11 protein-coding genes and 1 other annotated feature are annotated in these 15112 nt (G+C 50.2%); all 11 genes read left to right on the top strand.

Translation table 11 applies throughout. The features are described from left to right. Positions 1–57: 57 nt before the first annotated feature. On the top strand, positions 58–483 hold the full coding sequence (gene rplK, locus SHK35_RS05200) for a 50S ribosomal protein L11 (protein ID WP_318703268.1): 426 nt from the start codon (positions 58–60) through the stop codon (positions 481–483). 62 nt (positions 484–545) lie between these two features. Further along, positions 546–1235: a 50S ribosomal protein L1 gene (gene rplA, locus SHK35_RS05195; protein WP_318703269.1), complete on the top strand. Its 690-nt coding sequence runs from the start codon at positions 546–548 to the stop codon at positions 1233–1235. 61 nt (positions 1236–1296) lie between these two features. Continuing rightward, positions 1297–1437: a sequence feature (ribosomal protein L10 leader region), on the top strand. 21 nt (positions 1438–1458) lie between these two features. Further along, entirely contained in the window at positions 1459–1992 is a 534-nt protein-coding gene (gene rplJ / locus SHK35_RS05190) for a 50S ribosomal protein L10 (RefSeq protein ID WP_318703271.1), read from the top strand. Positions 1993–2054: 62 nt separating this feature from the next. Next, the gene (rplL, locus tag SHK35_RS05185; protein ID WP_318703272.1) at positions 2055–2429 is read left to right on the top strand and encodes a 50S ribosomal protein L7/L12; all 375 of its coding nucleotides are present in this window, start codon (positions 2055–2057) and stop codon (positions 2427–2429) included. Between the two features lie 180 nt (positions 2430–2609). Further along, positions 2610–6464 carry a DNA-directed RNA polymerase subunit beta gene (gene rpoB, locus SHK35_RS05180; protein WP_318703273.1) on the top strand — a complete coding sequence of 1285 codons (3855 nt, stop codon included), beginning with the start codon at positions 2610–2612 and terminating at the stop codon, positions 6462–6464. A gap of 21 nt (positions 6465–6485) precedes the next feature. Continuing rightward, on the top strand, positions 6486–10196 hold the full coding sequence (gene rpoC, locus SHK35_RS05175) for a DNA-directed RNA polymerase subunit beta' (RefSeq protein ID WP_318708924.1): 3711 nt from the start codon (positions 6486–6488) through the stop codon (positions 10194–10196). Between the two features lie 87 nt (positions 10197–10283). Beyond that, complete coding sequence (gene rfbD, locus SHK35_RS05170; protein WP_318708923.1) at positions 10284–11126, top strand: dTDP-4-dehydrorhamnose reductase; 843 nt, start codon at positions 10284–10286, stop codon at positions 11124–11126. 109 nt (positions 11127–11235) lie between these two features. Beyond that, entirely contained in the window at positions 11236–11658 is a 423-nt protein-coding gene (gene rpsL, locus SHK35_RS05165) for a 30S ribosomal protein S12 (RefSeq protein ID WP_318703276.1), read from the top strand. A gap of 158 nt (positions 11659–11816) precedes the next feature. Beyond that, a complete protein-coding gene (rpsG, locus tag SHK35_RS05160) occupies positions 11817–12287 on the top strand; it encodes a 30S ribosomal protein S7 (protein ID WP_318703278.1) in 471 nt (156 codons plus the stop codon). A gap of 44 nt (positions 12288–12331) precedes the next feature. Further along, positions 12332–14494 (top strand): elongation factor G, encoded by a 2163-nt coding sequence (gene fusA, locus SHK35_RS05155; protein ID WP_318703279.1) that lies wholly within the window; start codon positions 12332–12334, stop codon positions 14492–14494. A 152-nt stretch (positions 14495–14646) separates the two neighbouring features. After that, positions 14647–15112: GTP-binding protein (locus SHK35_RS05150; protein WP_318708921.1), on the top strand; the 466-nt coding region annotated here is incomplete at its 3' end.

Genomic DNA, 15112 nt, shown 5'->3' with positions numbered 1-15112 from the left:
AGCAGGGCAGCAAAAAAAGACCCTGCGCCGGATTACCACATTATAGGAGGTGCCGCAATGGCAAAGAAAGTAGAAGGATACATCAAATTACAGATTCCTGCCGGCAAAGCAACACCGGCTCCGCCAGTTGGTCCCGCACTTGGACAGCATGGCGTGAACATCGTTGAATTTACCAAGCAGTTCAACGCAAGAACAGCAGACAAGGGTGATGTGATCATCCCTGTAGTGATTACTGTGTACGCAGACAGAAGCTTCAGTTTCGTTACCAAGACTCCGCCTGCAGCAGTACTTTTGAAGAAGGCCTGCAACCTGAAATCAGGCTCCGCAGTACCCAACAAGACCAAGGTGGCTTCCATCTCCAAGGCAAAGCTTCAGGAGATTGCCGAGCTGAAAATGCCCGATTTAAACGCGGCCAGCCTCGAGGCAGCCATGAGCATGATTGCAGGTACCGCGCGCAGCATGGGTATTACTGTAGAGGATTAGTGAAAACAAAATAATTTGGGAGACAATTGAATGATTGTCGTTGGAACCTAGGAGGTAAAAGAATGAAACATGGTAAGAAATATGTTGAGGCTGCAAAGCTTGTAGACCGCACAACATTATATGAGCCTGCGGAAGCAATTGCGCTTGTAAAAAAGACTGCAACCGCGAAATTTGATGAGACCGTTGAAGTGCATATCAGAACCGGCTGCGACGGACGTCATGCAGAGCAGCAGATCCGCGGCGCGGTGGTGCTGCCCAACGGAACCGGCAAGACGGTGCGCGTTCTTGTATTTGCAAAGGGTGATAAAGTAAGTGAAGCAGAAGCGGCTGGCGCTGATTATGTGGGAGGAGAGGAGCTCATCCCCAAAATCCAGAACGATGGCTGGCTTGACTTTGATGTAGTGGTGGCAACCCCTGACATGATGGGTGTTGTAGGTCGTCTGGGTAAAGTGCTTGGACCCAAGGGTTTGATGCCCAATCCCAAGGCTGGTACGGTAACCATGGATGTGGCGAAGGCCATCGCCGATATCAAAGCAGGTAAGATTGAGTACAGACTGGACAAGACCAACATTGTGCATGTTCCCGTAGGAAAGGTTTCCTTTACAGAGGAGGCTCTTCAGGAAAACTTCAATGCACTGATGGAGGCCATTGTGAAGGCAAAGCCCAGCGCAGTGAAGGGACAGTACTTAAGAAGCATTACCCTTACCAGCACAATGGGACCTGGCGTAAAGGTAAGCGTAGCTGGGTACTAAGCGTAATAGTAAAAGAAGCGCCACAGGGGGTTGACATAAGACAGCCCCTGTGGTATTCTCTATAAGGTTAGAAACCGAACCGAAGACAGCAGGTGCGAGGGAGACCGAGCGTAAGTCCTGCCGAGGAGAAGGATACACATTGATTGCAGTACATCGATTACGTTATCTCTCTGAGTCTTCAGGGAGCTTTTTTTAGCTCTTAAATCTAAAAGGAGGTAAAGAAATGGCAAAGATTGAATTAAAACAGCCCATTGTGGAAGAAATTTCATCCAGCATCAAAGACGCACAGTCTGTCGTGCTGGTTGATTACCGCGGGCTTACTGTGGAGCAGGATACCCAGCTGCGCAAGAATCTTCGCGAAGCAGGAGTGACCTACAAGGTTTACAAAAACACCCTGATGAACTTTGCGTTCAAGGGAACAGACTGCGAAGGCCTGCTGCAGTATCTGGAAGGCCCCAGCGCAGTGGCAATCTCCACAGACGACGCAACGGCGCCTGCCAGAATACTGGCACAGTTTGCAAAGACGGCCAACAAGCTTGAAATTAAGGCCGGCATGGTGGAAGGCACTGTATATGACGCGAACGGAATGGCTTCCATTGCGGAAATTCCTTCCAGAGACGTGCTGCTTTCCAGATTGCTGGGAAGCATGAAGAGCCCTATTACCAATTTCGCACGCGTTATGAACCAGCTGGCGGAAAAAGGCGGAGCAGCTGCCTGCGAAGCGCCTGCTTCTGAGGAAGCGCCTGCAGCAGAATAATGCGATTTGAAAGAAGAACCAAGTAAAACAAACAGAGATTCAATAAAATGGAGGAAATGAAAATGGCTAAATTAACAGCGCAGGAACTGATTGATGCGATCAAAGAGTTGTCCGTATTGGAATTGAATGATCTTGTAAAGGCTTGCGAGGAGGAATTCGGCGTATCTGCAGCAGCAGGCGTGGTAGTTGCAGCTGCAGCGGGCCCTGCTGAGGCGGCAGAGGAGAAGACCGAGTTTGACGTAGAGCTGACTGAGATCGGCTCCGAGAAGGTTAAGGTTATCAAGGTTGTTCGTGAAGCAACCGGACTTGGCCTGAAGGAGGCAAAGGATCTGGTAGACAGCGCTCCTAAGGTATTGAAGGAAGCAGCAACCAAGGAAGAGGCTGAGGAGATCAAGAAGAAGCTTGAGGAAGTTGGCGCTAAGGTTACCCTTAAGTAATCGGTCTGCCATCAAGGTAATAATAAATATAACAAAAAGCAGTTTCTCAAAAGCGTGGAAACTGCTTTTTGTTATATTTATTTCAAAAATTTTCCTTGACCCAGTTTTTGTTTTGTGTTAGTATGGATGGTGCACTATTGTGCGGTGCTATGCTTATCAGAAAGAACGGGGTGAATGTCAATGGAAAAAAACAGAATACGTCCGATTGCCGGCAACCGGGTTATGCGTATGAGTTATTCAAGACAAAAAGAGGTTTTGGAGATGCCCAACCTGATCGAAGTCCAGAAGGATTCCTATCAGTGGTTTTTAGACGAAGGCTTGAAGGAAGTTTTCGACGACATCTCTCCCATTGCCGATTACAGCGGCTCTTTGAGTTTGGAATTTGTAGATTTTGAACTGTGCAGGAACGATGTAAAATATTCTATTGAGGAATGCAAGGAAAGAGATGCAAATTATGCCGCTCCCCTGAAGGTCAGGGTTCGCCTCTACAACAAGGAGAAAGAGGAAATCAGCGAGCATGAAATTTTTATGGGCGATCTTCCTTTGATGACAGACACCGGTACCTTTATCATCAATGGCGCAGAGCGTGTCATTGTAAGCCAGCTGGTTCGTTCCCCCGGTATTTACTATGCCATCGGGCATGACAAGATCGGGAAAAGACTTTTTTCCTGTACTGTAATCCCCAACCGTGGCGCGTGGCTGGAATATGAAACGGATTCCAATGACGTTTTTTATGTAAGAGTGGACAGGACCCGTAAGGTGCCTATCACTGTGCTGATCAGAGCGCTGGGAATTGGAACCAACGACGAGATCAGAGAGGTATTCGGCGACGAGCCCAAGATTGAAGCAAGCTTTGCAAAGGACACTGCTGAGAATTATCAGGAGGGTCTGTTAGAGTTATACAAAAAAATCCGTCCCGGAGAGCCTTTGAGCGTAGAAAGTGCGGAAAGTCTCATCAACGCTATGTTCTTTGACCCCCGCAGATACGATCTGGCCAAGGTGGGAAGATATAAATTCAATAAAAAGCTGGCCTTGAAAAACCGGATCAGGAATCAGGTTCTGGCAGCAGATGTGGTGGATCCTTCCACAGGAGAGGTTCTTGCTTCTGCGGGAGATAAGGTGAGTGCGGAGCTGGCTGACACCATCCAGAATGCGGCTGTTCCCTTTGTTTATGTGCAGACCGAGGAAAGAAACGTAAAGGTTCTCTCCAATATGATGGTTGACATCACAAGCTTTGTAGACTGCAATCCCAAGGATTTTGGGATTCATGAGCGGGTTTATTATCCCGTTCTGGCACAGATTATTGAGGAATTTGGAGACGACGCCGAGAAGCTGGCGGAGGCTATCAAAAAGAACGTGCATGAGCTTGTGCCTAAGCATATCACAAAGGAAGATATCATTGCTTCCATCAATTATAACATGCACCTGGAATATGGCCTGGGCAATGACGACGATATCGACCACCTGGGCAACAGACGTATCCGTGCTGTGGGCGAGCTTCTGCAGAATCAGTACAGAATCGGTCTTTCCAGAATGGAGAGAGTTGTCAGAGAGCGTATGACAACCCACGACGCTGAGGACATTTCGCCCCAGTCTTTGATTAATATTAAGCCTGTCACCGCTGCGGTGAAGGAATTCTTTGGTTCCTCCCAGCTGTCACAGTTTATGGATCAGAACAATCCTCTGGGTGAGCTGACCCACAAGAGGCGTCTGTCGGCGTTAGGCCCCGGCGGTCTGTCCAGAGACAGGGCAGGATTTGAGGTCCGGGACGTGCATTATTCCCACTATGGAAGAATGTGCCCCATTGAGACGCCTGAGGGACCTAATATCGGTCTGATCAACTCCCTGGCAAGCTATGCCCGTATCAACGAGTATGGCTTTGTGGAGGCGCCTTATCGTAAAATTGATAAATCAGACCCGGCAAACCCCAGGGTAACGGAAGAGGTTGTCTACATGACTGCCGATGAAGAGGACAATTATCATGTGGCACAGGCAAACGAAGCTCTGGATGCGGACGGGCATTTTGTGCGGAATACCGTTTCCGGCCGTTACAGAGAGGAAACCCAGGAATACCCCAAGGCAATGTTCGATTATATGGATGTGTCCCCTAAGATGGTATTTTCTGTGGCTACCGCATTGATTCCCTTCTTGGAGAATGACGATGCAAACCGTGCGCTGATGGGTTCCAACATGCAGCGTCAGGCGGTGCCCCTTCTGACCACGGAAGCGCCTGTGGTAGGCACGGGAATGGAAGTGAAGGCAGCTGTGGACTCAGGAGTCTGTGTGGTTGCTCCCAAGGCGGGCACGGTGGATTATGTTTCCTCCAATCTGATCAGAATGACCTGTGACGATGGGGAAAAGGCAGAGTTCCATCTGACCAAGTTTTCCAGAAGCAATCAGTCCAACTGCTACAACCAAAAGCCTATTGTGTGCAAGGGCGATCATGTGGAAGCGGGACAGGTGATTGCGGACGGTCCCTCCACCTCCATGGGAGAGCTTGCTCTTGGCAAGAATCCGCTGATCGGTTTCATGACCTGGGAGGGCTATAACTACGAGGACGCGGTTCTTTTAAGTGAGAGACTTGTGCAGGAGGATGTATATACCTCCGTCCACATTGAGGAATATGAGGCGGAAGCCAGAGACACCAAGCTGGGACCCGAGGAGATTACCCGGGATGTGCCCGGCGTGGGTGACGACGCCCTGAAGGATCTGGACGACAGAGGCATTATCCGTATTGGAGCGGAGGTCCGTGCTGGAGATATCCTGGTGGGCAAGGTGACGCCTAAGGGCGAGACGGAGCTTACCGCAGAGGAGAGACTGCTTCGGGCGATCTTTGGCGAGAAGGCCAGAGAGGTGAGGGATACCTCCTTAAAGGTGCCTCACGGCGAGTACGGCATTGTGGTGGACGCCAAGGTGTTCACCAGAGAAAACAGCGATGAATTGTCCCCCGGTGTAAACCAGTCGGTTCGTATTTATATTGCACAGAAGAGAAAGATTTCCGTGGGCGATAAGATGGCAGGCCGTCACGGCAACAAGGGTGTGGTTTCCCGTGTGCTTCCCGTGGAGGATATGCCCTATCTGCCCAATGGCCGTCCCCTGGATATCGTGCTGAATCCTTTGGGTGTGCCTTCCCGTATGAACATCGGACAGGTGCTGGAGATTCACCTTTCTCTTGCGGCAAAGGCACTGGGCTTTAACGTTGCCACACCGGTATTTGACGGCGCAAACGAGAATGACATCATGGACACTCTGGATTTGGCAAATGATTATGTAAATCTGGAGTGGGAAGAATTTGAGGCAAAGCATAAAGAAGAGCTTCTGCCTGAGGTAATGCAGTATCTGTATGACAACAGGGAGCATAGAAAGCTTTGGAAGGGAGTGCCTATTTCCAGAGACGGAAAGGTGCGCCTGCGGGACGGACGTACGGGAGAATACTTCGACAGCCCTGTAACCATAGGTCATATGCACTACTTAAAGCTGCATCATCTGGTGGATGATAAGATCCACGCCCGTTCTACGGGACCGTACTCCCTTGTGACCCAGCAGCCTCTGGGAGGAAAAGCCCAGTTTGGCGGCCAGCGTTTCGGAGAGATGGAGGTTTGGGCCCTGGAGGCCTACGGTGCGTCCTACACCTTGCAGGAAATTTTGACGGTGAAGTCCGATGATGTGGTGGGCCGTGTAAAGACCTATGAGGCCATCATCAAGGGCGATAATATTCCGGAGCCCGGCATTCCCGAGTCCTTTAAGGTGCTTTTGAAGGAGCTGCAGGCATTGGGCTTGGATGTGAGAGTGCTCCGAGAGGACCAGACCGAGGTTGAAATTATGGAAACCATTGATTACGGTGATACGGATTACCGTTATGAGATGGAAGGTGACCGCAAATATGATGATTATGATAACGGCTCCCTGGGCGAGATGGGTTATCAGGCGCAGGAGTTCGACGAAGAGAGCGGAGAGCTTGTAAATGCTGACGAGGATGATTTTGAAGAAGTCTACGAGGACGACAGCTTTGCAGGCGATGAGGACGAATTTTAAAATCAGAAGGGAGTGCCATTAATGCCAGAAACAAAGAATGAATCTACCTATCAGCCCATGACATTCGATGCCATAAAAATCGGCTTGGCCTCACCGGACAAAATCCGTGAGTGGTCCCATGGCGAGGTGCTGAAGCCGGAAACCATAAATTACAGAACCTTGAAGCCTGAGCGGGATGGTCTGTTCTGCGAGAGGATTTTCGGACCCAGCAAGGACTGGGAGTGCCACTGTGGCAAGTATAAAAAAATCAGATACAAGGGCGTTGTCTGTGACCGCTGCGGCGTTGAGGTGACCAAGTCCAGTGTCCGCAGAGAGAGAATGGGCCACATCGAGCTTGCGGCTCCCGTATCCCATATCTGGTATTTCAAGGGGATTCCCAGCCGCATGGGACTGATTCTGGATCTGTCCCCCAGAGTGCTGGAGAAGGTTTTGTATTTCGCATCCTACATCGTTTTGGACGCCGGAGAATCCAATCTGGAGTACAAGCAGGTGCTGTCGGAGAAGGAATATCAGGACGCAAGGGAGACCTGGGGCAATAAATTCCGTGTAGGCATGGGAGCGGAGGCTATCAAGGAGCTTCTGCAGGCCATCGACCTTGAGGCGGAAGCGGCGGAATTAAAGACGGGACTGAGAGAGTCCTCCGGTCAGAAGCGGGCCAGAATCATAAAGCGCCTTGAGGTAGTGGAGGCCTTCCGCGGCTCGGGAAATAAGCCGGAGTGGATGATCATGGATGTGATTCCGGTGATTCCCCCCGATATCCGCCCTATGGTACAGCTGGATGGCGGACGGTTTGCCACATCCGATTTAAACGATCTGTATCGAAGAATTATCAACAGAAATAATCGTCTGAAGAGGCTTTTGGAGCTGGGCGCGCCTGATATTATCGTGCGCAATGAGAAGAGAATGCTTCAGGAGGCAGTGGACGCCCTGATTGACAATGGCAGAAGAGGACGTCCCGTTACGGGACCGGGCAACAGGGCGTTAAAATCCCTTTCTGATATGTTAAAGGGAAAATCCGGACGGTTCCGCCAGAACCTGTTAGGAAAGCGTGTGGACTACTCCGGACGTTCCGTTATCGTGGTAGGGCCGGAGCTTAAGATTTACCAGTGCGGCCTTCCCAAGGAGATGGCCATCGAGCTGTTCAAGCCCTTTGTGATGAAGGAGCTGGTTGCCAGAGGCATCAGCCAGAATATTAAAAATGCAAAGAAGCTGGTGGAAAGACTTGACACCCAGGTTTGGGATGTGTTGGAGGAGGTGATCAAAGAGCATCCTGTGATGCTTAACCGTGCTCCTACTCTGCACAGACTTGGTATACAGGCTTTTGAGCCCATTTTGGTAGAGGGTAAGGCAATCAAGCTGCATCCTTTGGTGTGTACTGCGTTTAACGCAGACTTTGACGGAGACCAGATGGCAGTGCATCTTCCCCTGTCCGTGGAGGCTCAGGCGGAGTGCCGTTTCCTGCTTTTGTCTCCCAACAACCTGTTAAAGCCCTCGGACGGCGGCCCCGTTGCCGTTCCTTCTCAGGATATGGTTTTGGGAATCTACTATCTGACTCAGGAAAGACCTGGTGCCCTGGGAGAAGGAAAGAGCTTTAGAAATGTGAATGAAGCCATTCTGGCCTATGAAAATCAGGCCCTTACACTGCACTCCAGAATCAAGGTGCGTGTTTCCAAGGTGAATGCCGCCGGGGAGACTGTGACGGGCAATGTGGAATCCACTCTGGGAAGATTTATCTTTAATGAGATACTGCCCCAGGATCTGGGATTTGTAGACCGGAGCATTCCGGAGAACTTCCTGAAGCTGGAAGTGGATTTTCATGTGGGAAAGAAGGGCCTGAAGCAGATTCTGGAGAAGGTCATCAACACCCATGGCGCTTCCAAGACTGCAGAGGTTCTGGACGACGTGAAGGCCATCGGCTACAAGTACTCAACCAAGGCAGCTATGACCGTTTCCATTTCTGATATGACGGTTCCTGAGAAGAAGCCTGAAATGCTGGCGGCTGCCCAGGCCACGGTTGACAAGATTTCTGCAAACTACAGAAGGGGTCTGATCACCGAGGAGGAGAGATACCGTGCGGTGGTGGAAACCTGGAATGAGACGGATAAAGAGCTGACAGAGGTTCTTTTGTCCGGTCTGGATAAATATAATAATATCTTTATGATGGCGGACTCCGGCGCCCGTGGTTCCAACCAGCAGATCAAGCAGCTGGCAGGCATGCGCGGTCTGATGGCAGATACTACGGGACGGACCATTGAGCTTCCCATCAAATCCAATTTCCGTGAGGGATTGGACGTACTGGAGTACTTCATGTCGGCTCACGGCGCCCGCAAGGGTCTGTCCGACACGGCTCTTCGTACCGCTGACTCCGGTTATCTGACCAGACGTATGGTTGACGTATCTCAGGAGCTGATTATCCGTGAGGTTGACTGTGCGGAAGGAAAGGCGGAGATTCCGGGCATGGTGGTGAAGGCCTTCATGGATGGGAAAGAGACCATCGAAAGCCTGAAGGACAGAATTACCGGAAGATATTCCTGTGAGGAGATTAAGGATAGAGACGGCAATGTGATCGTGAAGCGCAACCATATGATCACCCCCAGCCGCGCTGCAAAGATATTGAGCGTGGGTGTGGATGAAAAGGGAGAGCCTGTGGAGGCAGTCAAGATTCGTACCATATTGAACTGCCGTTCCCGCAACGGTATCTGCGCGAAGTGCTACGGTGCAAACATGGCCACCGGAGAGGCAGTGCAGGTGGGTGAGGCTGTAGGTATTATTGCGGCCCAGTCCATCGGAGAGCCCGGTACCCAGCTGACTATGAGAACCTTCCACACCGGCGGCGTGGCCGGCGGCGATATCACTCAGGGTCTTCCCCGCGTGGAGGAGCTTTTCGAGGCCAGAAAGCCCAAGGGACTTGCCATTATTGCAGAGTTTGGCGGCAAGGCGGAGATTCGCGACACCAAGAAAAAGCGCGAGGTCGTGATTACAAACGAAGAGACGGGAGAGACCAAGGCATATCTGATCCCTTATGGCTCCCGGATTAAGATTGTGGACGGCCAGGTGCTGGAGGCAGGTGACGAGCTTACCGAAGGAAGCGTAAACCCTCATGATTTGCTGAAAATCAAAGGAATCCGCGCAGTTCAGGACTATATGCTCAGAGAGGTGCAGAGAGTTTACCGTCTCCAGGGCGTTGATATCGCTGACAAGCATATTGAAGTGATTGTGCGTCAGATGTTAAAGAAGATCCGTGTGGAAAGCAACGGCGACACGGATTTCCTCCCCGGAACCCTGGTGGATGTGCTGGAGTTTGAGGATATGAACGAGGAGCTGATTGCACAGGGCAAGGAGCCTGCGGAAGGAAAGCAGGTGATGCTGGGTATCACAAAGGCGGCGCTTGCCACTAACTCCTTCCTGTCTGCCGCTTCCTTCCAGGAGACCACAAAGGTGCTGACAGAAGCAGCAATTAAGGGCAAGGTAGACCCGTTGATTGGATTAAAGGAAAATGTGATTATCGGTAAACTGATTCCGGCGGGAACCGGCATGAAGCGATATCGCAATACAAGACTCAGCACAGACGAGACAGATACCATTTTGTTTGACGAAAATCTGTCGGAGGAAGAGGAGACCTTAAACTTTGACGATGGTCTGGACTTAAATCAGGAGCCTTCCGATCTGGATGAGTATGAGACTGCGGAGGCAGAGGACGCTGTTTTGGAGTCCACACTTGAAAATCTTTAATAGGGAAACAAAAAATGAGAAACGCTGCGGCAGGAGGTTAGAAACACTGCCGCAGTGTTGCCTTATGGGAAAGGAAGGTAGACCAGGATGAAGGTTTTGGTAACCGGCGTAAAGGGCCAGCTTGGCTTTGATGTAGTCAACGAGCTTACGGAAAGAGGCATTGAGGCCGTGGGGGTGGACATCGACCAGATGGATATCACCGATGCGGCCAGCGTGGACAAGGTGATCAAGGAAGCAGGGCCGGATGCAGTGATTCACTGCGCCGCTTATACTGCGGTGGACGCAGCGGAGGAAAATGAGGAGAGCTGCCGCAGGGTCAATGCGGAGGGAACCCAGAATATAGCTAATATATGCAAAGAGCTGGATATAAAAATGCTGTATATCAGTACGGACTATGTTTTTTCCGGAGAAGGGGAAAGACCCTGGGAGCCGGAGGACGCCTGCGATCCCAAGAGCGTGTACGGGCAGACAAAGTATGAAGGGGAGCTGGCTGTGAAAAACACCCTGGACAAGTATTTTATCGTGCGTATTGCCTGGGTGTTTGGCGTCAACGGAAAGAATTTTATCAAAACCATGCTGAATCTTGCCAAAACCCATGACACCATAAGAGTGGTAAACGATCAGTTCGGGTCACCCACCTACACCTATGATCTGGCAAAGCTGCTGGCGGACATGGTGCAGACAGAAAAATACGGTGTTTATCACGCTACCAATGAGGGCGTGTGCTCCTGGTATGAATTTGCCTGTGAGATTTTCAGAAAGGCCAAAGTGCAGGTCAATGTGATCCCTGTTTCTACCGAAGAGTATGGTGCCAAGGCTCCCAGACCCCATAACAGCCGTATGAGCAAGGAAAAGCTTACGGAGAACGGATTTGAAAGGCTGCCTTCCTGGCAGGATGCGTTAGAGCGGTTTCTGAAAAAAATCAGTTGACAACATATTCTCAAACAAGTATACTATCATAGTGTGCACGCGGCTGCATTCTTTTTTCGTGTGCCGCAAACAATAAACCAATATTACAATCAGAAAGAGGTGAAACAGAATGCCAACATTTAACCAGTTAGTAAGAAAAGGACGTCAGACATCTGTAAAGAAGTCTACCGCACCTGCCCTGCAGAAAGGATACAATTCCCTTCACAAGAAGACGACGAATGTTTCCGCTCCTCAGAAGCGTGGTGTGTGTACTGCCGTTAAGACAGCGACTCCTAAAAAGCCTAACTCAGCTCTTAGAAAGATTGCCAGAGTACGTCTTTCCAACGGAATCGAGGTTACCAGCTACATTCCCGGCGAAGGCCACAATCTGCAGGAGCACAGCGTTGTTTTGATCCGCGGCGGCCGTGTTAAGGATCTTCCCGGTACCAGATACCACATCATTCGTGGTACCCTTGATACCGCAGGTGTTGCCAACAGAAAGCAGGCTCGTTCCAAGTACGGCGCTAAGAGACCTAAGGACGCTAAGAAATAAGGTATGATGAAGTACCACAACAACGAAACTAAGAAAAGTGTTGGAATTCTGTAATGCAGATATAACAGCGCGAACACTTGGGGAAACACATGTGAGTACCGATGATCTATTTCATGTCGGCCAAAATGGCCGGCCGCATTGATAAGGAGGGAAGAAACGTGCCGCGTAAGGGACATATTCAAAAAAGAGATGTATTGGCAGATCCTTTATACAACAACAAGGTGGTAACCAAGCTGATCAACAACATTATGCTGGACGGCAAAAGAGGGGTTGCCCAGAAGATTGTATACGGCGCATTTGCCAAGGTAGAAGAGAAGTCCGGCAAGCCGGCTCTCGAAGTATTTGAAGAGGCAATGAACAATATCATGCCTGTTTTGGAAGTTAAGGCCAGACGTATCGGTGGCGCTACCTATCAGGTGCCCATCGAGGTGAGAGCTGACAGACGTCAGGCTCTGGGTCTGCGCTGGCTGACTATGTTTGCCCGCAAGAGAAGTGAAAAGACCATGGTGGACAGACTGGCCAACGAAATTCTGGATGCTGCCAACAATACCGGTGCAGCCGTTAAGAGAAAAGAAGACGTGCACAAGATGGCAGAAGCAAACAAGGCTTTCGCTCATTACAGATTTTAGGGCGGAGATTTTCAGGTTTTTTAAAAATATAGGAGGAAAAAATCTTGGCTGGAAGAGAATATCCCTTAGAGAGAACCAGAAATATCGGTATTATGGCTCATATCGATGCGGGTAAGACCACATTGACCGAGCGTATTCTGTATTATACTGGCGTTAACTACAAGATTGGTGATACTCATGAGGGTACTGCGACCATGGACTGGATGGAGCAGGAACAGGAAAGAGGCATTACCATCACATCAGCTGCTACCACCTGCCACTGGACACTGGAAAAAGAAACCAAGCCCATGCCTGGCGCGCTGGAGCACCGTATCAATATTATTGACACTCCTGGCCACGTTGATTTCACTGTAGAAGTAGAGCGTTCTCTCCGTGTATTGGATGGAGCTGTTGGCGTGTTCTGCGCAAAGGGCGGTGTTGAGCCCCAGTCTGAGAACGTATGGCGTCAGGCTGATACCTACAATGTGCCTCGTATGGCTTTCATCAATAAGATGGACATTCTGGGTGCAAACTTCTACGGTGCAGTGGAACAGATCAGAACCAGACTTGGAAAAAATGCGATTATCCTTCAGCTGCCCATCGGTAAAGAAGATGACTTCAAGGGAATTATCGACCTGTTTGAAATGAAGGCATATATCTACAATGATGACAAGGGCGATGACATTACCGTAACCGATGATCTGGGTGATATGAAGGACGACGCAGAGCTGTACCGCTCTGAGCTGATTGAGAAGATCTGCGAGCTGGATGACGATCTGATGATGCAGTATCTGGAGGGCGAGGAGCCTTCTGTTGAAGATTTGAAGAGAGTGCTTCGCAAGGCCACCTGTGAGTGTGCCGCGATTCCCGTATGCTGTGGTTCCGCATACCGCAACAAGGGCGTACAGAAGCTTCTGGACGCTATTTTGGAGTATATGCCTGCACCGACCGATATCCCGGCTATTAAGGGCGTGGATTTAGACGGTAATGAGGTGGAGAGACATTCTTCCGACGAGGAGCCTTTCTCCGCACTGGCGTTTAAGATCATGGCGGACCCCTTTGTTGGAAAGCTTGCGTTCTTCCGTGTATATTCCGGAACCATGAATTCCGGTTCCTACGTTTTGAACGCTACAAAGGACAAGAAGGAGCGTGTGGGACGTATCCTGCAGATGCACGCAAATAAGCGGGCAGAGCTGGATAAGGTTTACTCCGGCGACATTGCTGCGGCAGTAGGCTTTAAGTTTACCACCACCGGCGATACTATCTGCGACGACCAGCATCCCGTGATTCTGGAGTCCATGGAATTCCCTGAGCCTGTTATTGAGCTGGCTATTGAGCCTAAGACAAAGGCAGGACAGGGCAAGATGGGTGAAGCTCTGGCAAAGCTTGCAGAGGAGGATCCCACTTTCCGTGCCCATACAAATCAGGAGACTGGACAGACCATTATCGCTGGTATGGGAGAGCTGCATCTGGAGATTATCGTTGACCGTCTGCTTCGCGAATTTAAAGTGGAGGCAAACGTAGGCGCTCCCCAGGTTGCTTATAAGGAGGCCTTTACCAAGGCTGTGGAGGTAGACTCCAAGTATGCAAAGCAGTCCGGAGGACGTGGACAGTATGGACATTGTAAGGTGAAATTTGAGCCCCTGGAGGCAAACTGCGAGAAGTTTGACTTTGATCCCAAGGCCAATGTGCTGATCAACGATCCGCCTACTCTGTTGTTTGAATCCACTGTTGTGGGCGGCGCCATTCCCAAGGAATATATTCCTGCGGTTGGCGAGGGTATCCAGGAAGCTGCCCGCGCAGGTATCCTGGGAGGCTTCCCCGTGCTTGGCATTCATGCAAATGTGTACGACGGTTCCTATCACGAGGTTGACTCCTCTGAGATGGCGTTCCACATTGCAGGTTCCATGGCATTTAAAGAGGCAATGCAGAAAGCAAATCCTGTGCTTTTAGAGCCCATCATGAAGGTTGAGGTTACCATGCCTGAGGAATATATGGGCGATGTAATCGGTGACTTAAACTCCCGCCGTGGACGCGTGGAGGGTATGGATGACATCGGAGGCGGCAAGATGGTGAGAGCTTTCGTGCCCCTTGCTGAGATGTTCGGCTACTCCACAGACCTTCGTTCCAGAACCCAGGGACGCGGCAACTATTCCATGTTCTTCGAGAAATATGAGCCCGTGCCCAAGAACGTACAGGAGAAGGTTTTGGCTGCAAAAAGCAAGTAAATAAAAGCAGGCAAATATATGAAAAATAACTTGAAAAACCTCTGATTATTTAATATAATCAGAGGTAGCCGAGTTAACGATTGCCGGATACGGAAAATGACGGTCCGGCAGGAAAAATAATATGTGTTATCATTTTAAGGAGGACATTCATAATGGCTAAAGCTAAATTTGAAAGAACTAAGCCCCATTGTAACATTGGTACCATTGGTCACGTTGACCATGGCAAGACCACTCTGACCGCTGCAATTACCAAGGTTCTTCATGAGAGACTTGGCACTGGTGAGGCAGTGGCATTCGAGAACATCGACAAGGCTCCCGAAGAGAGAGAGCGTGGTATCACCATTTCCACCGCACACGTTGAGTATGAGACCGAGAAGAGACATTACGCACACGTTGACTGCCCTGGCCATGCTGACTATGTAAAGAACATGATCACTGGTGCAGCACAGATGGACGGCGCTATTCTGGTTGTTGCTGCAACCGACGGCGTTATGGCTCAGACCAAGGAGCACATCCTTCTGTCCCGTCAGGTAGGCGTTCCTTATATTGTTGTTTTCCTGAACAAGTGTGATATGGTAGACGATCCTGAGCTGATCGAGCTGGTTGAGATGGAAGTTA

This window comes from Candidatus Acetatifactor stercoripullorum (assembly GCF_944382095.1).
GTDB classification, from domain to species: Bacteria; Bacillota; Clostridia; order Lachnospirales; family Lachnospiraceae; genus Acetatifactor; species Acetatifactor stercoripullorum.
This window is presented reverse-complemented; position numbering and strand designations above follow the sequence as displayed.

Coding starts and splice junctions, on each gene's coding strand:
- rplK (WP_318703268.1), top strand. CDS start 58: ATGGCAAAGAAAGTAGAAGGATACATCAAATTACAGATTCCTGCCGGC.
- rplA (WP_318703269.1), top strand. CDS start 546: ATGAAACATGGTAAGAAATATGTTGAGGCTGCAAAGCTTGTAGACCGC.
- rplJ (WP_318703271.1), top strand. CDS start 1,459: ATGGCAAAGATTGAATTAAAACAGCCCATTGTGGAAGAAATTTCATCC.
- rplL (WP_318703272.1), top strand. CDS start 2,055: ATGGCTAAATTAACAGCGCAGGAACTGATTGATGCGATCAAAGAGTTG.
- rpoB (WP_318703273.1), top strand. CDS start 2,610: ATGGAAAAAAACAGAATACGTCCGATTGCCGGCAACCGGGTTATGCGT.
- rpoC (WP_318708924.1), top strand. CDS start 6,486: ATGCCAGAAACAAAGAATGAATCTACCTATCAGCCCATGACATTCGAT.
- rfbD (WP_318708923.1), top strand. CDS start 10,284: ATGAAGGTTTTGGTAACCGGCGTAAAGGGCCAGCTTGGCTTTGATGTA.
- rpsL (WP_318703276.1), top strand. CDS start 11,236: ATGCCAACATTTAACCAGTTAGTAAGAAAAGGACGTCAGACATCTGTA.